Annotated in this window: 15 protein-coding genes; 6 read left to right on the top strand and 9 right to left on the bottom strand. The window is 61.0% G+C overall.

Going from position 1 to position 19,343, the window contains the following annotated elements:
• Nucleotides 1–69: 69 nt before the first annotated feature.
• The 5 genes from aroB to hemE all read left to right on the top strand — a co-directional run bounded on the left by aroB (nucleotide 70) and on the right by hemE (nucleotide 10,405).
• Nucleotides 70–1,170 carry a 3-dehydroquinate synthase gene (gene aroB, locus JQ845_RS10125; RefSeq protein ID WP_003438810.1) on the top strand — a complete coding sequence of 367 codons (1,101 nt, stop codon included), beginning with the start codon at nucleotides 70–72 and terminating at the stop codon, nucleotides 1,168–1,170.
• A gap of 10 nt (nucleotides 1,171–1,180) precedes the next feature.
• A complete protein-coding gene (locus JQ845_RS10120; RefSeq protein WP_203008946.1) occupies nucleotides 1,181–2,752 on the top strand; it encodes an AAA family ATPase in 1,572 nt (523 codons plus the stop codon).
• Between the two features lie 330 nt (nucleotides 2,753–3,082).
• Nucleotides 3,083–7,531: a glutamate synthase large subunit gene (gltB, locus tag JQ845_RS10115; protein ID WP_010656285.1), complete on the top strand. Its 4,449-nt coding sequence runs from the start codon at nucleotides 3,083–3,085 to the stop codon at nucleotides 7,529–7,531.
• 121 nt (nucleotides 7,532–7,652) lie between these two features.
• Nucleotides 7,653–9,071, top strand: coding sequence for an FAD-dependent oxidoreductase (locus JQ845_RS10110; protein ID WP_003438817.1), 1,419 nt, complete (start codon nucleotides 7,653–7,655; stop codon nucleotides 9,069–9,071).
• Nucleotides 9,072–9,337: 266 nt separating this feature from the next.
• Nucleotides 9,338–10,405, top strand: coding sequence for a uroporphyrinogen decarboxylase (gene hemE / locus JQ845_RS10105; RefSeq protein ID WP_060695964.1), 1,068 nt, complete (start codon nucleotides 9,338–9,340; stop codon nucleotides 10,403–10,405).
• A gap of 64 nt (nucleotides 10,406–10,469) precedes the next feature.
• On the opposite strand, the gene JQ845_RS10100 is transcribed toward hemE, so the two are convergent.
• Nucleotides 10,470–11,693, bottom strand: coding sequence for an MFS transporter (locus JQ845_RS10100; RefSeq protein ID WP_236010205.1), 1,224 nt, complete (start codon nucleotides 11,691–11,693; stop codon nucleotides 10,470–10,472).
• A 176-nt stretch (nucleotides 11,694–11,869) separates the two neighbouring features.
• Between JQ845_RS10100 and JQ845_RS10095 the strand changes: the two genes are divergently transcribed.
• Nucleotides 11,870–12,772 (top strand): LysR family transcriptional regulator, encoded by a 903-nt coding sequence (locus JQ845_RS10095; RefSeq protein WP_003438822.1) that lies wholly within the window; start codon nucleotides 11,870–11,872, stop codon nucleotides 12,770–12,772.
• 26 nt (nucleotides 12,773–12,798) lie between these two features.
• Here the strand turns inward: JQ845_RS10095 and JQ845_RS10090 are convergent, their stop codons facing one another.
• From JQ845_RS10090 to JQ845_RS10055, 8 genes are read right to left on the bottom strand one after another with little or no spacing between them, the layout of a single operon-like run.
• The gene (locus JQ845_RS10090; protein WP_003438824.1) at nucleotides 12,799–13,230 is read right to left on the bottom strand and encodes a hypothetical protein; all 432 of its coding nucleotides are present in this window, start codon (nucleotides 13,228–13,230) and stop codon (nucleotides 12,799–12,801) included.
• 19 nt (nucleotides 13,231–13,249) lie between these two features.
• Complete coding sequence (locus JQ845_RS10085) at nucleotides 13,250–14,476, bottom strand: beta-ketoacyl-ACP synthase (RefSeq protein WP_203008944.1); 1,227 nt, start codon at nucleotides 14,474–14,476, stop codon at nucleotides 13,250–13,252.
• A complete protein-coding gene (gene fabG, locus JQ845_RS10080) occupies nucleotides 14,476–15,204 on the bottom strand; it encodes a 3-oxoacyl-ACP reductase FabG (protein WP_003438827.1) in 729 nt (242 codons plus the stop codon). Before fabG ends, JQ845_RS10085 begins: the two co-directional genes overlap by 1 nt.
• Nucleotides 15,197–15,664 carry a hotdog family protein gene (locus JQ845_RS10075; RefSeq protein WP_003438831.1) on the bottom strand — a complete coding sequence of 156 codons (468 nt, stop codon included), beginning with the start codon at nucleotides 15,662–15,664 and terminating at the stop codon, nucleotides 15,197–15,199. The genes fabG and JQ845_RS10075 overlap by 8 nt, the downstream gene beginning before the upstream one ends.
• Nucleotides 15,661–16,848, bottom strand: a complete 1,188-nt coding sequence (locus tag JQ845_RS10070; RefSeq protein ID WP_127195713.1) for a beta-ketoacyl-[acyl-carrier-protein] synthase family protein — start codon at nucleotides 16,846–16,848, stop codon at nucleotides 15,661–15,663. The genes JQ845_RS10075 and JQ845_RS10070 overlap by 4 nt, the downstream gene beginning before the upstream one ends.
• Complete coding sequence (locus JQ845_RS10065) at nucleotides 16,845–17,387, bottom strand: DUF3261 domain-containing protein (RefSeq protein ID WP_003438836.1); 543 nt, start codon at nucleotides 17,385–17,387, stop codon at nucleotides 16,845–16,847. Before JQ845_RS10065 ends, JQ845_RS10070 begins: the two co-directional genes overlap by 4 nt.
• Nucleotides 17,384–18,109: a class I SAM-dependent methyltransferase gene (locus JQ845_RS10060; protein ID WP_003438837.1), complete on the bottom strand. Its 726-nt coding sequence runs from the start codon at nucleotides 18,107–18,109 to the stop codon at nucleotides 17,384–17,386. Before JQ845_RS10060 ends, JQ845_RS10065 begins: the two co-directional genes overlap by 4 nt.
• Nucleotides 18,106–19,338, bottom strand: a complete 1,233-nt coding sequence (locus JQ845_RS10055) for an NAD(P)/FAD-dependent oxidoreductase (RefSeq protein WP_165439537.1) — start codon at nucleotides 19,336–19,338, stop codon at nucleotides 18,106–18,108. The genes JQ845_RS10060 and JQ845_RS10055 overlap by 4 nt, the downstream gene beginning before the upstream one ends.
• Between the last annotated feature and the right edge of the window lie 5 nt (nucleotides 19,339–19,343).

The following is a 19,343-nucleotide window of genomic DNA, read 5'->3' as shown; positions in this document are numbered from 1 at the left end:
TCCCGGCGCGACCCACACTTGATAATTGTGAGACAGGGCGCCGGCTGTCCTTTTTCAATGCGGGGATTCATGCAAACACTGAAGGTTGATCTAGGCGAGCGTAGCTACCCGATTCACATTGGCGAAGGTTTGTTGGATCAGCCGCTGCTGCTGGCTCCGCACATCGCCGGTCGCCAGGTGGCGATTGTGACCAACACCACCGTGGCTCCCCTCTATCTTGAGCGCCTGACCCGCAGCCTGGCGGGGTATTCGGTGCTGCCGATCATCCTGCCCGATGGCGAATCGTTCAAAAACTGGGAAACCCTGCAGCTGATTTTCGATGGCCTGCTCACAGCCCGCCATGACCGGCGCACCACGGTGATTGCCCTTGGTGGTGGCGTGATTGGTGACATGGCCGGGTTTGCCGCCGCTTGCTATCAGCGCGGTGTCGACTTTATCCAGGTGCCAACCACCTTGCTCTCGCAGGTTGATTCGTCGGTGGGCGGCAAAACCGGGATCAACCATCCGCTGGGCAAGAACATGGTCGGTGCCTTCTATCAGCCCAATCTGGTGCTGATCGATACGCAAACCCTCAATACCCTTGCGCCCCGCGAATTGTCCGCAGGGCTGGCGGAAGTCATCAAGTACGGGTTGATTTGCGACGAGCCTTTCCTGACCTGGCTGGAAGACAACATGGACGCCCTGCGTGGCCTCGATCAGGTTGCCCTGACTGCCGCCATTCAGCGTTCGTGCTCGGCCAAGGCCGAAGTGGTCGGCGCCGATGAACGCGAGTCGGGTGTGCGTGCCACCCTCAATCTTGGACACACCTTTGGCCACGCCATCGAAACCCATATGGGCTATGGCGTGTGGCTGCATGGCGAGGCGGTTGCGACAGGTACGGTGATGGCGCTGGAAATGTCTTTCCGTCTAGGCTGGATCGACCAGGCCGAGCGTGATCGCGGTATCCGTTTGTTCCAGCGTGCAGGTTTGCCGGTTGTGCCGCCTGCCGACATGAGCGAAGCCGACTTCATGCAACACATGGCAGTTGATAAAAAAGTGATCGACGGTCGTATGCGACTGGTGCTGTTGCGCCGTCTTGGCGAAGCCACAGTGACTGACGATTATCCACAAGAGGTTCTACAAGCCACGCTGGGTGCGGATTACCGCGCACTGGCTCAGCTTAAAGGTTAATAAGATCCTGATGACTAGTTTGCATGCCGACGAGGCGTTCCTCGGTCACTTCCAGCTGAACCATGACCCCTTTGCACCACGGGTGCCGGGGTTCAAGTTTTTCCCTGCCCAGCGCAAGCCGGTGCTGGGGCAATTGCACCACCTTGCCCGCTACAGCCAGTTGCTGTTGGTGGTGACCGGGCCTGAGGGCAGCGGCAAGACCTTGCTGCGTCAGGCACTGGTCGCCAGCACCAACAAGCAGTCAGTACAGAGCGTGGTGGTGTCGGCACGGGGTGCCGGTGACGCTGCTGGCATCTTGCGCCAGGTGGCGCAGACCCTGAACGCTGCCCGGGCCGATGTGGGCGCGATTCTGGCGCAAGTGGTACAGCTGGCGCTGACCGGGCAGGAAGTCTACCTGCTGGTCGACGACGCCGAGCAGCTCGACGAGTCTGCTCTTGAGGCCCTGCTGGCCCTGGCGGCGGGTGCGCCGGAAGGCCGGCCGCATGTCTTCCTGTTTGGCGAGCCGTCAATGATTGACGGGCTTGAGCAGTTGAGCGCTGATGAAGAGCGCTTCCATGTGATCGAGCTGCAGCCCTATACCGAGGAAGAAACCCGCGAGTACCTGGCGCAACGCCTTGAAGGTGCCGGGCGTGGAATCGAACTCTTTAGCGCACAACAGATCTCAGATATACACGAGAGCTCCGAAGGCTGGCCTGGCATCATCAATCAGGTCGCCCGCGATGCAATGATCGAAGCCATGATTGCTAGCCGTTCTGCGGTCAAACGTCCAAGTATGGGGTTCAACATGCCTAAGAAACACGTATTGGCCATTGGTGCCGTAGTGGTGGTGGCAGTAGCCGCTGCCATTCTGATTCCGGGTCGCAGCAAAGCACCAACCGCACCCGCTGCTGAGCAGACACAATTGGGCCAGGCCACGCCGAATGGCGGCGCCAATCCGTCGATAGATTTCGCCGGTTCTTCGCAGCCAATGCCATTGCCGCTGGTGGGTCAATCGCAGCCGGTCATGCGCGGGCCTCTGGCTGAAGCCGCTGGCGGCATTGCTGAAGGCGATGACGGCGGCGTACCTGCAGTCGACGGTGGCGTGGCCCAGCCGCCAACCGTAACCACCACTGCGCCGCCTCCAGGCGTGGCATCGGGCCCGGCACCAGTGGCAGCACCGCGTCCTGCGCCGGCACCGGCCGTGGCAGCAGCCAAACCTGCACCTGCTCCGGTTGCCAAACCTGCTCCGGCCCCGGCTCCAAAGCCTGTGGTGAAACCGGCCGAGAAGCCGGTCACACTGGCCAAGGCGGCACCGGGCGGTAGCTGGTATTCCAGCCAGCCAGCAACTAACTACGTAGTGCAGATTGTCGGCACCAGCTCCGAAGCCTCTGCACAAAACGTCGTCAAAGAAATAGGTGGCCAAGCCCGCTACTTCAAGAAATCGCTCAACGGCAAGCCCCTGTTTGTCGTCACCTACGGCAATTTCCCGAACCATGCCGCAGCAACTGCGGCAATCAAGAACTTGCCAGCGAAGATTCAGGCTGGTAAACCTTGGCCTCGCACTGTCGCCAGCGTCCAACAAGAACTGGCAGCAGCTCGCTGATGCTCCGGCGGCCTTACCCAGGCCGCCGTTCTCGTACATCAAAATTCCAGCTTGAGCATGCGGCTAAATAGGCCGTATGCCTTGTGGTGTCTGCGCCGTGTGGCGGTCAACATCAAAAATGTTTTGACTAGCACAGGCAATCGCTTTAAACCTTCATAAATGCGACATGAATTTACGGCAATTCGCCGCTTAATTTGTGAGCTCTTACGTCGGTGTGTAGAATGACCACCCTTTTGCCCTGCCAAGCTGGCGTACGTTCAGCGCGGGGACCAAGTGGTTGAATTAAAAGAAATTTGCCCCTTTATGGGGCAGCCTGGTGAGAAAGTGTCTATGAAAGCAGGTCTGTACCACCCCGATGAATTCAAGGATAACTGTGGTTTCGGCCTGATTGCCCATATGCAGGGCGAGCCCAGTCATACCCTTCTGCAAACCGCCATTGAGGCCCTGACCTGCATGACCCACCGCGGTGGGATCAACGCAGACGGCAAGACCGGTGACGGTTGTGGCCTGCTGATTCAAAAACCTGATCTGTTCTTGCGTGCCGTGGCCAAAGAACAGTTCGGCAGTGATTTGCCCAAGCAGTACGCGGTCGGCATGGTGTTTTTCAACCAGGACCCGATCAAGGCTGAAGCGGCCCGTAACAACATGAACCGCGAAATCCTCGCGGCGGGCCTGCAACTGGTGGGCTGGCGCAAAGTGCCGATCGATACCAGCGTGCTGGGCCGTCTGGCCCTGGATCGTCTGCCGCAGATCGAGCAAGTGTTCATTGCCGGTGCCGGCCTGAGCGATCAGGACATGGCGATCAAGCTGTTCAGCGCCCGTCGTCGATCGTCGGTGGCCAACGCCGCTGATACCGACCACTACATCTGCAGCTTTTCCCACAAGACCATCATTTATAAAGGCCTGATGATGCCGGCGGATCTCACCGCCTTCTATCCGGACCTGAGCGATGAGCGCCTGCAAACCGCGATCTGCGTGTTCCACCAGCGCTTTTCGACCAACACCCTGCCGAAATGGCCACTGGCCCAGCCATTCCGCTTTCTCGCCCACAACGGCGAGATCAACACCATCACCGGCAACCGCAACTGGGCCCTGGCCCGTCGCACCAAGTTCGCCAACGACCTGATCGGCGACCTCGACGAGCTCGGCCCGCTGGTCAACCGCGTGGGTTCTGACTCCTCCAGCATGGACAACATGCTGGAGCTGATGGTCACCGGTGGCATTGACCTGTTCCGTGGCGTGCGCATGCTGATTCCACCGGCGTGGCAGAACGTTGAAACCATGGACCCCGACCTGCGGGCGTTCTATGAGTACAACTCGATGCACATGGAGCCGTGGGACGGCCCGGCGGGCGTGGTAATGACCGATGGTCGTTACGCTGTCTGCCTGCTCGACCGCAACGGCCTGCGCCCGGCGCGCTGGGTCACCACCACCAACGGCTATATCACCATCGCCTCGGAAATCGGCGTGTGGAACTACCAGCCACAGGACGTGATTGCCAAAGGCCGTGTAGGCCCTGGGCAGATCCTCGCCGTTGACACCGAAACTGGCCAGGTGCTGGACACCGACTCCATCGACAACCGCTTGAAGTCGCGCCACCCGTACAAGCAGTGGCTGCGCAAGAATGCCCTGCGCATTCAGGCCACCATCGACGACAATGACCATGGTTCGGCGTTTTACGACGTTGACCAGCTCAAGCAATACATGAAGATGTACCAGGTCACGTTCGAAGAGCGCGATCAGGTGCTGCGTCCATTGGGCGAACAGGGCTACGAAGCCGTGGGCTCGATGGGGGACGACACGCCAATGGCGGTGCTGTCCCAGCGAGTGCGCACGCCATACGACTACTTCCGTCAGCAGTTCGCGCAGGTCACCAACCCGCCGATCGATCCGCTGCGTGAAGCCATCGTCATGTCGCTGGAAATCTGCCTCGGTGCCGAGCGCAACATCTTCCAGGAATCGCCAGAGCACGCTTCGCGCGTGATCCTCAGTTCACCGGTTATCTCGCCTGCCAAATGGCGCTCGCTGATGAACCTCGACCTGCCGGGCTTTGAGCGTCAGATCATCGACCTCAACTACGACCAGTCGGTTGGCCTGGAAGCGGCGGTGCGCAACATTGCCGATCAGGCTGAAGAAGCCGCCCGTGCCGGCCGTACGCAAATTGTCCTGACCGACCGCCATATCGCGCCGGGCAAGCTGCCGGTTCACGCCTCGCTGGCTGTGGGCGCCGTGCACCACCGCCTGACCGAAAAAGGTCTGCGCTGCGACAGCAACATCCTGGTAGAAACCGCTACTGCCCGCGACCCGCATCACTTCGCGGTGCTGATCGGCTTCGGCGCTTCGGCGGTCTACCCGTTCCTGGCCTACGAAGTGCTGGGTGATCTGATCCGCACCGGCGAAGTGCTGGGTGACCTTTACGAAGTCTTCAAAAACTACCGTAAGGGCATCACCAAGGGCCTGCTCAAGATCCTCTCGAAGATGGGCATCTCGACCATTGCCTCGTACCGCGGAGCGCAGCTGTTCGAGGCCATTGGCTTGTCTGAAGAAATCTGCGACCTGAGCTTCCGCGGCGTACCAAGCCGGATCAAGGGCGCACGTTTCGTTGACCTTGAAGCCGAGCAAAAATTGCTGGCTGCCGAAGCCTGGAGCGCACGCAAGCCGATTCAGCAAGGCGGTTTGCTCAAGTACGTGCACGGTGGCGAATACCACGCCTACAACCCGGACGTGGTTGCCACCCTGCAGGCGGCTGTACAGCAGGGCGACTACAGCAAGTTCAAGGAATACACGGCACTGGTCGACAAACGCCCGGTGTCGATGATCCGCGATCTGTTCAAGGTCAAAACCCTCGACACGCCGCTGTCCATTGACCAGATCGAACCCCTGGAGTCGATCCTCAAGCGTTTCGACTCGGCGGGCATCTCCCTTGGCGCACTGTCGCCGGAGGCCCACGAAGCCCTGGCCGAAGCCATGAACCGTTTGGGCGCACGCTCCAACTCCGGTGAAGGCGGCGAAGACCCGGCGCGTTACGGCACCATCAAAAGCTCGAAAATCAAACAGGTGGCCACCGGCCGTTTCGGTGTGACCCCGGAATACCTGGTCAACGCCGAAGTGCTGCAGATCAAGGTGGCCCAGGGCGCCAAGCCGGGCGAGGGCGGGCAACTGCCGGGCGGCAAGGTCAACGGTCTGATCGCCAAACTGCGTTACGCAGTACCCGGCGTGACCCTGATCTCGCCACCGCCGCACCACGACATCTACTCCATCGAAGACTTGTCGCAGCTGATTTTTGACCTCAAACAGGTCAATCCCAAGGCGCTGGTTTCGGTCAAGCTGGTGGCGGAAGCGGGCGTCGGCACCATCGCCGCAGGCGTGGCCAAGGCCTATGCCGACCTGATTACGATCTCCGGTTATGACGGCGGCACCGGTGCATCGCCCCTGACTTCGATCAAATACGCGGGCGCGCCGTGGGAGCTGGGCCTGGCTGAAACCCACCAGACCCTGCGCGGCAACGACCTGCGCGGCAAGGTGCGGGTACAAACCGACGGCGGCCTGAAAACCGGCCTCGACGTGATCAAGGCCGCGATCCTCGGCGCTGAAAGCTTCGGCTTCGGCACCGCGCCAATGATTGCCCTGGGCTGCAAATACCTGCGTATTTGCCACCTCAACAACTGCGCCACCGGCGTGGCGACCCAGAACGAATCGCTGCGTAAAAACCACTACATCGGCACGGTCGACATGGTGGTCAACTTCTTCACCTACGTGGCTGAAGAAACCCGCGAGTGGCTGGCCAGACTCGGTGTGCGCACCCTCGAAGAGCTGATCGGGCGTACTGACCTGCTGGAAATCCTGCAGGGCGAAACCGCCAAGCAGCACCACCTCGACCTGACGCCACTGCTGGGCAGCGACCATATCCCGGCCGACAAGCCGCAGTTCTGTCAGGTAGAGCGCAACCCGCCGTTCGACAAAGGCCTGCTGGCCGAGAAGATGGTCGACATGGCCACTTCGGCCATCAACGACCTGAGCGGCGCGGAGTTCGCCCTGGACATCTGTAACTGTGACCGCTCGATCGGTGCCCGGATCTCGGGTGAAATCGCCCGTGCCCACGGCAACCAGGGCATGGCCAAGGCGCCGATCACGTTCCGCTTCAAAGGCACTGCAGGCCAGAGCTTTGGTGTGTGGAACGCCGGCGGCCTGAACCTGTACCTCGAAGGCGATGCCAACGACTACGTGGGCAAAGGCATGACCGGCGGCAAGCTGGTGATAGTGCCGCCTGCAGGCAGCGTCTACAAAACCCAGGACAGCGCGATTATCGGCAACACCTGCCTGTACGGCGCCACCGGCGGCAAGCTGTTTGCGGCGGGCACGGCGGGCGAGCGTTTCGCCGTGCGTAACTCCGGTGCCCACACCGTGGTTGAAGGCACGGGCGATCACTGCTGCGAATACATGACTGGCGGCTTCGTCTGCGTACTGGGCAAAACCGGTTACAACTTCGGCTCGGGCATGACCGGCGGTTTCGCCTACGTGCTGGATCAGGACAACAGCTTTGTCGACCGGGTTAACCACGAACTGGTGGAAATCCAACGTATCAGTGGCGAAGCGATGGAGGCCTACCGCAACCATCTGCAACACGTGCTGGACGAATACGTTCAGGAAACCAACAGCGAGTGGGGCCGCAACCTCTCGGAAAACCTCGATGATTACCTGCGTCGTTTCTGGCTCGTCAAACCCAAGGCGGCGAGCTTGAAATCTCTGCTGGCCAGTACTTTGGGTAGTCCGCAGTGACGACGCAGCGGCAGGCGGCAAGCTTCAGGCCGCAAGCTCGAAGCAGTCAGGGGTGTTCCGGTAAACGTGTTCTTGCAGCTGTAAGCTTGAAGCTTGCAGCTGTCGTAAAGAGGTTTTGAAGATGGCTGAACGTCTGAGTAACGACTTCCAATTTATCGATGTCGGGCGCAAAGATCCGAAGAAGAAACTGTTACGTCAACGCAAAAAAGAGTTCGTGGAAATCTACGAACCTTTCAAACCCCAGCAGTCGGCCGAGCAGGCCCACCGCTGCCTGGGTTGCGGTAACCCGTACTGTGAATGGAAATGCCCGGTGCATAACTTCATTCCCAACTGGCTCAAGCTGGTGGCCGAGGGCAACATCCTCGCCGCCGCCGAGCTGTCGCACCAGACCAACACCCTGCCCGAAGTGTGCGGCCGGGTGTGCCCGCAAGACCGTCTGTGCGAGGGTGCCTGCACCCTCAACGACGGTTTTGGCGCGGTCACCATCGGCTCGGTGGAGAAGTACATCACCGATACCGCCTTTGCCATGGGCTGGCGCCCGGACATGTCGCGGGTGGTGCCGACCGGCAAGCGTGTGGCGATCATCGGTGCAGGGCCTGCGGGTCTGGGCTGTGCCGACGTGCTGGTGCGTGGTGGCGTGACCCCGGTGGTCTTCGATAAAAACCCGGAAATCGGCGGTCTGCTGACCTTCGGCATCCCGGAGTTCAAGCTCGAAAAAACCGTGCTGAGCCACCGTCGCGAAGTTTTCACCGGCATGGGTATCGAGTTCCGTCTCAATACCGAAATCGGCAAGGACATCAGCATGGAGCAGCTGCTGGCCGAGTACGACGCGGTATTCATGGGCATGGGCACTTACACCTACATGAAGGGCGGCTTTGCCGGTGAGGATTTGCCGGGTGTGCATGACGCGCTGGACTTCCTGATTGCCAACGTCAACCGCAACCTGGGCTTTGAAAAGTCGCCGGAAGACTTCGTCGACATGAAAGGCAAAAAGATTGTGGTGCTCGGTGGTGGCGACACGGCCATGGACTGCAACCGTACTTCGATCCGTCAGGGTGCCAAGTCGGTGACCTGTGCCTATCGTCGTGACGAAGCCAACATGCCCGGCTCGCGCAAAGAGGTGAAGAACGCCAAGGAAGAAGGCGTGAAATTCCTCTACAACCGCCAGCCGATTGCCATTGTCGGCGAAGGCCGGGTTGAAGGCGTGAAGGTGGTCGAGACCCGTCTCGGCGAACCCGATGCCCGCGGCCGTCGCAGCCCGGAGCCGATCCCGGGTTCTGAAGAGATCATCCCGGCGGACGCCGTGATCATCGCCTTTGGTTTCCGTCCGAGCCCGGCGTCATGGTTTGAGCAGTTCGAGATCCAGACCGACAGTCAGGGCCGTGTCATTGCGCCCGAGCAGTCGCAGTTCAAGCACCAGACCAGCCACCCGAAGATCTTTGCCGGTGGTGACATGGTGCGCGGCTCCGACCTAGTGGTCACCGCGATCTTCGAAGGCCGCACCGCGGCTGAAGGGATCATGGATTACCTGGGCGTGTGATGCGGTTGTAATTTTTGAAACATGATCAAAATGTAGGAGCTGGCTTGCCAGCGACAGCATCACCTCGGTCTTGATCAAAGACCGAGTTGTCAGCATCGCCGGCAAGCCAGCGCCCACACAAACCTCATTCCAGAATGAGGTTTGTGGGCTGCGCCAAATCAAAATCCCCGCGACAAATCGCCTCGATAGATAAAAGGCACGGCTCTTGCCGTGCCTTTTGCGTCCGTCTCTGAGAAAATGCCCCCACTTTTTTTCCGGATGCAGACATGACTGATCTCAAGAATGACCGTTTCCTTCGCGCTTTGCTCAAGCAACCCGTAGATGTCACGCCTGTCTGGATGATGCGTCAGGCCGGTCGCTATCTGCCGGAGTACCGCGCGAGCCGTGCCAAGGCCGGCGATTTCATGAGCCTGTGCAAGAACGCCGAGTTCGCCTGTGAAGTCACCATGCAGCCTCTGGACCGCTTCCCTCAGCTGGATGCGGCCATCCTTTTCTCCGATATCCTGACCATCCCTGACGCCATGGGCCAGGGCCTGTACTTTGAAACCGGCGAAGGCCCGCGCTTCAAAAAGGTGGTCAGCACCCTGGCTGACATCGAAGCCCTGCCGATCCCGGACCCGCAAAAAGACCTCGGCTACGTGATGAACGCGGTCAGCACCATCCGCCGCGAGCTTAACGGTCGTGTGCCGCTGATCGGCTTCTCCGGCAGCCCGTGGACCCTGGCCACCTACATGGTTGAAGGCGGCTCGTCGAAAGACTTCCGCAAAACCAAGGCCATGCTCTACGACACCCCCCATGCCATGCACCTGTTGCTCGACAAGCTCGCGCAGTCGGTTACGTCCTACCTCAACGGCCAGATTCTGGCCGGCGCACAGGCCGTACAAATCTTCGATACCTGGGGCGGTAACCTGTCGTCTGCGGCTTATCAGGAATTTTCCCTGGCCTACATGCGCAAAATCGTCAGCGGTCTTATCCGCGAGCATGAAGGGCGCAAAGTACCGGTGATCCTGTTCACCAAAAATGGCGGCCTGTGGCTCGAAAGCATTGCCGATGCCGGCGCTGATGCCCTGGGCCTGGACTGGACCTGCGACCTGGGTGAAGCCCGTCAGCGCGTCGGTAACAAGGTTGCGCTGCAAGGCAACATGGACCCGACTGTGCTTTACGCCAACCCCGAGGCAATCCGCACCGAGGTCAAGCGCATCCTGGCCAGCTACGGCAAGGGTTCGGGCCATGTATTCAACCTGGGGCATGGCATTACCCCGGAAGTGAAACCGGAACATGCGGGTGCCTTTATCAGCGCCGTGCACGAGTTCTCGGGCCAGTATCACGAGTAAGCTCAAGCCTTATAAAAAAACCCGGCCAGTGCCGGGTTTTTTTTGGCTTGCGCGAGGCCCTGGATCAAATGTTCTTCACGTTCCTCGGCAGCACCGGCAATCGGGCCAGGTGCAGCGCCACCAACAAGGCAATCACCAGCAGCGCGACGATAAACGAACCAATGCCGTTCCACCCGGCGTAATGCCAGAAGAAACCGCCGGCGGTCCCGGCGATGCTCGATCCGGCGTAGTAACTGAACAGGTACAACGACGACGCCTGGCCCTTGGCTTTGGTGGCGCGCCGGCCGATCCAGCTGCTGGCCACCGAATGCGCGCCGAAGAAGCCGAAGGTGAACAGCAACATGCCGATGATCACCAGCGCCACAGGCTCGAACATGGTCAGTGCGATCCCGGCCAGCATCAGCACGATCACGGCCCACAACACCCTGCGCCGCCCCAGCTTGTCGGCCAGCGCGCCAATTTGCGCCGAGCTGTAAATACCGGACAGGTACACCACTGACAGCAAGCCCACCAGCGCCTGATTCATGTTGTACGGCTCTGCCAGCAAGCGATAACCGATGTAGTTGAACAGCGTCACGAAGCTGCCCATCAGCAAGAACGCCTCAAGAAACAGCCATGGCAGGCCGGCATCGCGAAAGTGCATGGTGAACCCGTCCAGCAGGCTGCGCGGGTTCATGGTGCGGGGGCGGAAGTTGCGCGACTCGGGCAGGATCTTCACAAACACCAGGGCGGCCACCAGTGCCAGGCCGCCAATCACCAGCATCGCTGTATGCCAGCTCACAAAGTCGATCAACACGCCGCTGATCAGGCGTCCGCTCATGCCACCAATGGCATTGCCGCCAATGTACAGACCCATCGCCAGACCGATGTGCTGCGGGTGAATTTCTTCACTCAAATAGGTCATGGCCACGGCAGCCAGTCCGCTCAGTGACAAGCCCACCAGCGCCCGGGTGATCAGCACACCTTCCCAGGTGGGCATCAGCGCGCTGAGGAGGGTAAACGCAGCCGCCGAAAACAATGCAAACACCATCACCGGTTTACGTCCGAACGTATCGGAAATGGGCCCGGTGATCAGCAAACCTATGGCCAGCATCCCTGTGGCTACCGACAGGATCAGACTGCTCTGCGCCGCGTTGATCCCGTATTCATGGGACAGCACCGGCATCATCGGCTGCACGCAATACAGCAAGGCAAAGGTGGCGAAGCCCCCGGAGAACAGTGCCAGCACCGTGCGCATAAACAGCGGTGTGCCTTTCTCGATGAAAATGTCATTCAGTTGCGTGCCCATATCATCCTGCGCGGGCGGCGGGATTTCGTGGGCGAGAGGGGCGACAGCAGTTTTCACGGGGACCTCAGACAAACATAAAGCCGAGCGGCAATGGCAAAAGAATATAGGTGGCTAACGATTCTTTCCAATATATTGTTCGACCTGTTTGATAGGTTTTACGACTCAATGGGGTTCCTATGGAATTGCGTCATTTACGTTACTTCATCGCTGTTGCCGAAGAACTGCACTTTGGTCGCGCGGCCCAGTTGCTGGGTATTTCCCAGCCGCCCCTGAGCCAGCAAATACAGGCCCTGGAGCAAGAGCTGGGGGCTCGCCTGTTCGACCGGACCAACCGTCGGGTCGAGCTCAGTGAAGCGGGCCGGTTGTTTCTGGAGGAGGCGCGGCTGGTGCTGGCCCAGGTCGACAAGGCAGCCGACGTGGCCCGGCGCGCACAGCTGGGGGAGCTGGGGGAACTGAAGATCGGCTTTACCTCATCGGCGCCATTCAGCTCGAGCATTCCCCAGGCCATTTTTGCCTTTCGCCAGGCGTTCCCGGCGGTGCATTTAAACCTCAAGGAAATGAGCAGCCGCGAAGTGGCCGAAGGGTTGGTGGACGAGTCCATCGAGGTCGGGATGATCCGCCCGCTGGCGTTGCCGGAGTCATTGACGGTGGTGGAACTGTTCAGCGAGCCTCTGGTGGCTGTGATCCAGGCCGATCACCCGCTGGCTGCAGGCAGCGAAGAAGGTTTGCAGCTGGCGGCCCTGGCCGAAGAGCCTTTTGTATTTTTCCCGCGCAGTTACGGCAGCGGATTGTATGCACAGCTGATGAGCCTGGCCCGCCAGGCGGGTTTCAGCCCGCATTTTTCCCAGGAAGCGGGTGAGGCCATGACCATCATTGGCCTGGTCTCGGCAGGGCTGGGCGTATCGGTGCTACCTGCGTCGTTCCAGCACATGCGGATCAAGGGGGTGGTGTATCGACCGCTGCTGGATGCCGACGCCCATACAGCCGTGTGGCTGGTGCAGCGCAAGGGCCAAAGCTCGCCGATGGCCACGGCATTTGCCGAACTGCTGACGCGTAAAACCGTTAACCAACCCCTGTAGGAGCGAGCTCCTACAGGGGTTGATTGTCACTTTGCAGCCGCTTCCGACAGCTGTTGCGCCGTGCGCTCGTTCTGCTTGTCCTTGAGATCGCGCACGATGTCGCGGTCCAGCAGGCGCACCCAGCGGATGTAGTTTTTGTGGATCTTGCCGTCCTTGTAGTCCAGACCGCTGCTGTTGCGGTAAATGATCTGGTAGTGGCTGGCGCTGTAGGGGATGTCGATTTCGGCGTGGTATTGCTCGCGCACGGTGATTTGCGCCTGCACCAGGTCAGGGGTGATTTTTTGCACTGTCCAGCCACGGCCCACCAGGGATTTGACGATCGCCTGCTGCATCTGCGCCCGGTCGGCATGAATCGAAGCGTGCAGTGTGCGGTCGGGGGTCTGCATGGGTTTGCTGCTGCACGACACGGTGCTCAGCAGGGCGAGGGCGATCAGGGTTACGCGTAGCAGGTAAGACATTCCATTGGCTCCAGAAGCGTTACGACCAGCGGCGCAAGATCAACGATGTGTTGACCCCGCCAAAGGCAAAGTTGTTGTTCATCACGTAATCGTTGCGCATCGCGCGAAACCCGCCCCGCAGATAATCCAGCTCGCCGCAGCGCGGGTCGACCTGGTCCAGGTTGAGCGTCGGTACATAGCGGTCGCGGTTCATCATTTCGATACAGAACCACGATTCCAGCGCCCCGCAGGCACCCAGGGTGTGGCCCAGAAAACTCTTCTGCGAGCTGATGGGCATGTGCTTGCCGAACAATTCACTGGTGGCCAGGGTTTCGGCAATGTCGCCCTGTTCGGTGGCGGTGCCGTGTCCGTTGACATAGCCGATGGCCTGCGCGGCGATGCCTGCGTCTTCCAGCGCCAGCTCCATGGCCCGGCGCATGGTGCTGACTTCCGGGCGGGTGGTGTGCTGGCCGTCGGCATTGCTGCCGAAACCGACGATCTCGGCATGGATATGGGCGCCACGGGCCAGGGCGTGTTCCAGCTCTTCGAGCACCAGCATGCCGCCGCCTTCGCCGATCACCAGGCCGTCCCGGTCCTGGTCGTAGGGGCGCGGGCTGGTGTGCGGTGCGTCGTTTTTCAGGCTGGTGGCGTACAGCGCGTCAAACACCATGGCTTCGGTGGGGCAGAGTTCTTCGGCACCGCCGGCGAGCATCAGGGGCAAGCGTCCGAACTTGATCGATTCGTAGGCATAGCCGATGCCCTGGCTGCCACTGGTGCAGGCGCTGGAGGTGGGGATCAGGCGCCCGGTGAGACCAAAAAAGATGCTGATATTGGCCGCGGTGGTGTGGGGCATCATGCGCACGTAGCTGTTGGCGTTCAGACCGTCGGCCACCGAGTTGAGCAGCATGTTGCCAAAGGCCTTGATCTCGTCGGTGCTGCCGGTGGACGAGCCGCAGGCCACGCCCATGCGTCCGTCACGAATGATCGGGTTGCCCAGCAAGCCGGCGTCCTGCAAGGCCAGTTCGGCGGCGCCAACCGCCAGGCGCGAGACCCGGCCCATGCTGCGCAGTTGTTTGCGGGTCCAGTGCTTTGGCACCACAAAGTCATCGATGGGGCCGGCCAGACGGGTGTTGAGCTCGGTGAACCGGTCCCACTCGTCCATACGCCGGATGCCGCTGCGACCGGCTAAAAAATTGGCTTCGATACTGGCCCAGTCACTGCCCAGCGAGGTGATGCCGGCCATGCCGGTGACGACAACGCGCTTCATCAGCACAGGCCTCCATTGACCGCCAGGACCTGGCGGGTGATGTAGCCGGCTTCGCCGGACATCAAAAAGTTGACCGCGCCCGCCACTTCTTCCGGGGTGCCCATGCGTTGTGCGGGGATCATTTTCATCAGTTCTTCCACGGGGACGTTTTCGTCGAGCATGGCGGTGTCGATCAGGCCCGGAGCGACGCAGTTAACGGTGATCTTGCGTTTGCCCAGTTCGATGGCCAGCGCTTTGGCGGCACCGATCAGACCGGCCTTGGAGGCGCTGTAGTTGACCTGCCCGCGATTGCCGATCAGGCCCGACACCGAGGTAATGCACACAATGCGCCCGGCCTTGCGGCGGCGAATCATCGGCATCATCACCGGGTGCAGCACGTTGTAAAAACCGTCCAGGTTGGTGCGCATCACCTCGTCCCAGTCGTCTTCACTCAACGCCGGGAAGGCGCCATCGCGGGTCAGGCCGGCATTGAGCACCACGCCGTAATAGGCGCCAAAGGCTTCTACGTCGGCTTCAAGAATTTCCCGGCAGCGGGCGCGATCCGAGACGTCAAATTGCAGTACCCGGGCAGTGCGCCCCAGGGCCTGGACCTCGGCCATCACGGCGTCGGCTTCGCTGCGGCCACTGCGGCAGTGCAGCACCAGATCGAAACCGGCCCGGGCCAGGCGCAGGGCGATGGCGCGGCCGATGCCACGGCTGGAACCGGTAACCAGAATGGACTCAGTCATGGCGGGTCTCCCGTGAGGCTTGAGCAAGATAGTTTTGTGCCTGGGGTGGACGGAACACGTTCAGGCGGGCGCTGGCATGAATGCCGGGGGCGGTGAGATGACACTCGAAAACCCCCATGCCGTTGTCGTCTTCCAGTGAGCGCAGGGCGTGAATCTGCAACTCGGCGCCCGCCGGAAAGTGTTCGACATTGCATTCAAATTTGCGCGTGCCGAGCAAAAAGCCCAGCTCGACGGGGTTGCCTTCACTGCGGGCGCGGCAACCGGCATAGGCCGCCACGCTTTGCGCCATCAACTCGATGCCCACCCATGCCGGGAGGCTGCCGTCTTCACGGTTGAACAAGCCGCCGGGGCGCACGGTGAGACGGGTATGAATCTGTTCCTGGTCAAACTCCAGCACCTGATCGATCAGGATCATGTCGCCGGCGTGGGGCAGCAATTCGGCGAGCGGCCAAGCAATCATGGGGCGTCTCCGATAATCAGGCTGACGTTATTGCCACCGAAAGCAAACGAGTTGCTCATCAGGCAGCGCTGTTGTGTAGATGCCAGGGTCTGGCCGGGCGTCACCCAATTCAGTACCGGAAGTTGCGGATCACCCTGGCCGTCCCAGACATGGGGTGGCAGCAGGTTGCCGCGGGTCAGGCTCAACCAGCAAAACGCAGCTTCCAGTGCGCCTGCTGCACCCAGCGTATGGCCGGTCATGGGCTTGGTCGACGAGCATGGCACCGCCTGGGGGAACACCTGGGCCACGGCGTGGCTTTCCATGGCGTCATTGTGCCGGGTGGCAGTGCCATGCAGGTTCAGGTAACCGATCTGACCGGCTTGCAGACTGGCCCGGTGCAAAGCCTTGTGCATGGCCTGCACCGCACCCCGGCCAGTGGGCTCGGGGGCCGAGATATGGTGCGCGTCCGAGCTGGCGCCGGCACCGAGCAGGGCAATCGAATGTTCTGCGGCGGGCTGACGGCTCATCAAGAACAGTACGCCGGCTTCGCCAATATTGATTCCGCAGCGGTTTGCCGAGAACGGGTTGCAGCGTTCATCGGACACCGCTTCAAGGGCCGAAAAACCATTGAGGGTCAGCTTGCACAAACTGTCCACACCGCCGCACAGCACCGCGTCACACAGGTTCATGTCCAGCAGGCGCTGGGCGCTCATCAGGGCCCGGGCGCTGGAGGTGCAGGCGGTAGAAATGACATAGGCCGGGCCGCTGACATTCAGCCAGTCAGCCAGGAAACTGGCCGGCGCCCCCAGTTCTTGTTGCTGATAGTCGTAATCTTCGGGGAACTGCCGATGCTGCAAGTAGTGGGCAATACCCTGGCTGGCTTCATCGATCCCCGAGGTGCTGGTGCCCAGCACAATGGCGATGCGGTCACGGCCCCAGGTGCGGATTGCCTGTTCAATGGGCTCGCGAATCTGCAATGCCGCTTCGAGCAGCAACTGGTTATTGCGGCTGGCGTGCGCACTCAATTGCGCCGGGATCGCCGCCAGTTCGCCCTGCACACCGGCCACCGACACCTTGCGTCCGGGTACCAGGCCGCTGGCGCGCTGTATGCCCGAGCAGTCACCGGCAAACAGCCGGCGCGCCACTTCATCGGGGCTGCGGCCCAGGGAGCAGATGATGCCCAAGGCATTCAGATACGCGGTCATGGTGCCGCCTCCAGCGGGCTGATGGCGTAATGCACATCGCCCTTGATATCAATGCGCAATACCTGTGGCTGTCGATAATGGACTTGCCAGCGTGGTTTCAGAAACCGCGCGTCGGCCGCCGATTCTGCCTGTGGATAATTGGCCGCCAGTTCGGCCTGGGGCGTAAGTGCAAACAGCAGGGCGGCAAACAGCTCCCGGGCCTCGGGGTTGGGAGGCAGCAAACCGTCGGCATGCCAGCTTCCGTCCTGCAACACCTGACGCGCCAGGGGAATCCCCAGCGGGTCCATCAACGACCAGCGCAAGCCTGCGCCTTGCTGTTGAATCACCAGCAGCCAGTCCTGGCGCTGGTCGGCCTGTTCGCGCTGAATATGCAATTGCATCGGCAGCGCCAGGGTCGGGGTCTGTTCGGGCAGTGGCAGGCTCGCGCAGCCGCCCAATAGCAGGCACGCCAGCAAACCTGCAGGAGCGAGCTGTTTGATCTTTTTAAAAATCTCGCGAGCAAGCTCGCTCCTGCAGGTTTTGTGCATCGCCAGGCTCACTGCGCAGGTCCTGCAGGTTTACGGGCCACCAGGTTGACCAGGGTTTCCTCGCGCTCGCCCACCGGTTTCGCGCGACGCAGGCCCAGGCGTTCCAGCAGCCCGAAGTCTTTGGAGCGGCTCCACCACAGATACGGGTATGACACGTTCTGCGCTGTAAACTCGAAGCCCTGATCGCGGATCATCTCCAGATACTGCGCGGCACTTTTCTGCACGTGCATCGGGTGGCGGAACAGCCAGCGAATCACCCAGGTATCGATGTAAGCCTCGGTAGATTCGGCAAACAGCAAATAGCCGCCGGGCTTGAGCACCCGATAAAACTCGGCCAGTGCGCGATCCTGTTGCACCAGGTGATGGAAAGTCTGATGGCAAAACAGGATGTCGACGCTGGCGTCCGCGATTTCAAGTTCGGCGCAGTCGCTGCCGATCAGTTCAATGTCGATGCCCTGACGCCGCGCTTCTTCGCGGCTCAGGGTCAGGCTCAGCGGGTCGGCGTCGAGGCCGATCAGGCGCCTGGGGGCGAAGGTTTGTTGCAGGTACTGGAACGACTTGCCCTGCCCGCAACCGGCATCGAGGATGACCGGCGCCGTTGGCAGCTCAGCGCTGAACAGACTGCGCAGGTCGTTGATGGCCACGCGCAGTACGTGATGCTGCCAGGTGTGACTGCGTAAAAACCAAAACCCGAAACGGGTTTCTTCGACGTAGGTATCGCTCAGAGGTTTCATGGGGTCTCCGTGGCGCAGATGTCCGACAGCATGCGCAGGCGGCGCCGGGGTTCGCTGACAAAGGGGTTGCTTTCATCCCAGGCATAGCCGGCCAGAATCGCGCTGATCATGCGCCGTATTTGTGGCGAGCTGTCGGGGTGGAAGATCACGTCCTGGAAAGTGCCGGCGTACCAGCCTTCGACGTAGCAGCGGAAGGTGTCGACTCCACGTTTGAGCGGTTCGGCAAACTCGGTTTGCCAGTCTACGGCTTCGCCTTGTAGCTGGCGGTGCAGCACTGCGGCGGCCATGCTGGCCGAGCGCATGGCAATGGTCACGCCCGAAGAGAACACCGGGTCGAGGAACTCGGCGGCATTGCCCAGCAAGGCAAAACCCGGCCCGTGCAGGGTTTTGACGTTGGCCGAGTAACCGCCGAGGGTGCGTGCCGGGGTGTCCCACACGGCATTGGCCAGTACCCGGCCCAGGCTTGGGGTTTGCTCGATAAAACTGCGCAGGCACTGGTCGGGGTTCTGGCTGCGTCCCACAAAGTGTTCCGCCGCCGCCACCACGCCCACCGAACTTCGGCCATTGCTGAAGGGGATGGTCCAGAACCAGATATCGCGCTGGGTCGGGTGGGTGGTGATGAGGATTTTTTCGCGCTCGAAACCCGTGCAGTCAATCCGGTCCTCGACATGGGTGAACACCGCCTGGCGCACCGGGAAACCGGAGGGCGCTTCGAGATCGAGCAGGCGCGGCAGAACTCGTCCGTAACCGCTGGCGTCGAGGATAAAGTCGGCCTCGATCCGGTAGCTGCTGGCGTCTTCGCGCACCACATCCAGCAGCGGCTTGCTGCGCTCGATATCCACTGCGGTCACGGTTTCGCCATAGCGGATTTCGACGCCTTGCAGTGCAGCCTGGTCAGCCAGCAGCTTGTCGAAATCGGCCCGCTGGACCTGGAACGTGGTCGGCTTGCCGTTGCTGAAGGTGTCGCCAAAATCGAAGGCGCTGTACTGCTCGCCCCAGGCGAAGGCGGCGCCGTTCTTCAGTTGAAAACCGGCGGCTTGCACCGCCTCGAGCATGCCGGCTTCCTCGATGAAATCCAGGCAGTGCGACAGCAGGCTTTCACCAATGGAAAAGCGCGGGAAGTGCTGGCGCTCGACGATCAATACATCGTGCCCTTTGCGTTTGAGCAAGGCCGCCGCGATTGCACCGGACGGCCCGGCACCAATCACCACGACCTGACGACGTTCCATATCTA

It is taken from the genome of Pseudomonas paraversuta (assembly GCF_904063065.1).
Taxonomy (GTDB): domain Bacteria; phylum Pseudomonadota; class Gammaproteobacteria; order Pseudomonadales; family Pseudomonadaceae; genus Aquipseudomonas; species Aquipseudomonas paraversuta.
This window is presented reverse-complemented; position numbering and strand designations above follow the sequence as displayed.

Excerpts from the sequence above, each read along its gene's own strand:
- fabG (WP_003438827.1), bottom strand. The coding sequence starts at position 15,204 with ATGACTGAGTCCATTCTGGTTACCGGTTCCAGCCGTGGCATCGGCCGC.
- JQ845_RS10085 (WP_203008944.1), bottom strand. The coding sequence starts at position 14,476 with ATGAAGCGCGTTGTCGTCACCGGCATGGCCGGCATCACCTCGCTGGGC.
- JQ845_RS10060 (WP_003438837.1), bottom strand. The coding sequence starts at position 18,109 with ATGAAACCTCTGAGCGATACCTACGTCGAAGAAACCCGTTTCGGGTTT.
- JQ845_RS10070 (WP_127195713.1), bottom strand. The coding sequence starts at position 16,848 with ATGACCGCGTATCTGAATGCCTTGGGCATCATCTGCTCCCTGGGCCGC.
- JQ845_RS10055 (WP_165439537.1), bottom strand. The coding sequence starts at position 19,338 with ATGGAACGTCGTCAGGTCGTGGTGATTGGTGCCGGGCCGTCCGGTGCA.
- JQ845_RS10120 (WP_203008946.1), top strand. The coding sequence starts at position 1,181 with ATGACTAGTTTGCATGCCGACGAGGCGTTCCTCGGTCACTTCCAGCTG.
- JQ845_RS10095 (WP_003438822.1), top strand. The coding sequence starts at position 11,870 with ATGGAATTGCGTCATTTACGTTACTTCATCGCTGTTGCCGAAGAACTG.
- hemE (WP_060695964.1), top strand. The coding sequence starts at position 9,338 with ATGACTGATCTCAAGAATGACCGTTTCCTTCGCGCTTTGCTCAAGCAA.
- JQ845_RS10110 (WP_003438817.1), top strand. The coding sequence starts at position 7,653 with ATGGCTGAACGTCTGAGTAACGACTTCCAATTTATCGATGTCGGGCGC.
- gltB (WP_010656285.1), top strand. The coding sequence starts at position 3,083 with ATGAAAGCAGGTCTGTACCACCCCGATGAATTCAAGGATAACTGTGGT.
- JQ845_RS10090 (WP_003438824.1), bottom strand. The coding sequence starts at position 13,230 with ATGTCTTACCTGCTACGCGTAACCCTGATCGCCCTCGCCCTGCTGAGC.
- aroB (WP_003438810.1), top strand. The coding sequence starts at position 70 with ATGCAAACACTGAAGGTTGATCTAGGCGAGCGTAGCTACCCGATTCAC.
- JQ845_RS10100 (WP_236010205.1), bottom strand. The coding sequence starts at position 11,693 with ATGGGCACGCAACTGAATGACATTTTCATCGAGAAAGGCACACCGCTG.
- JQ845_RS10075 (WP_003438831.1), bottom strand. The coding sequence starts at position 15,664 with ATGATTGCTTGGCCGCTCGCCGAATTGCTGCCCCACGCCGGCGACATG.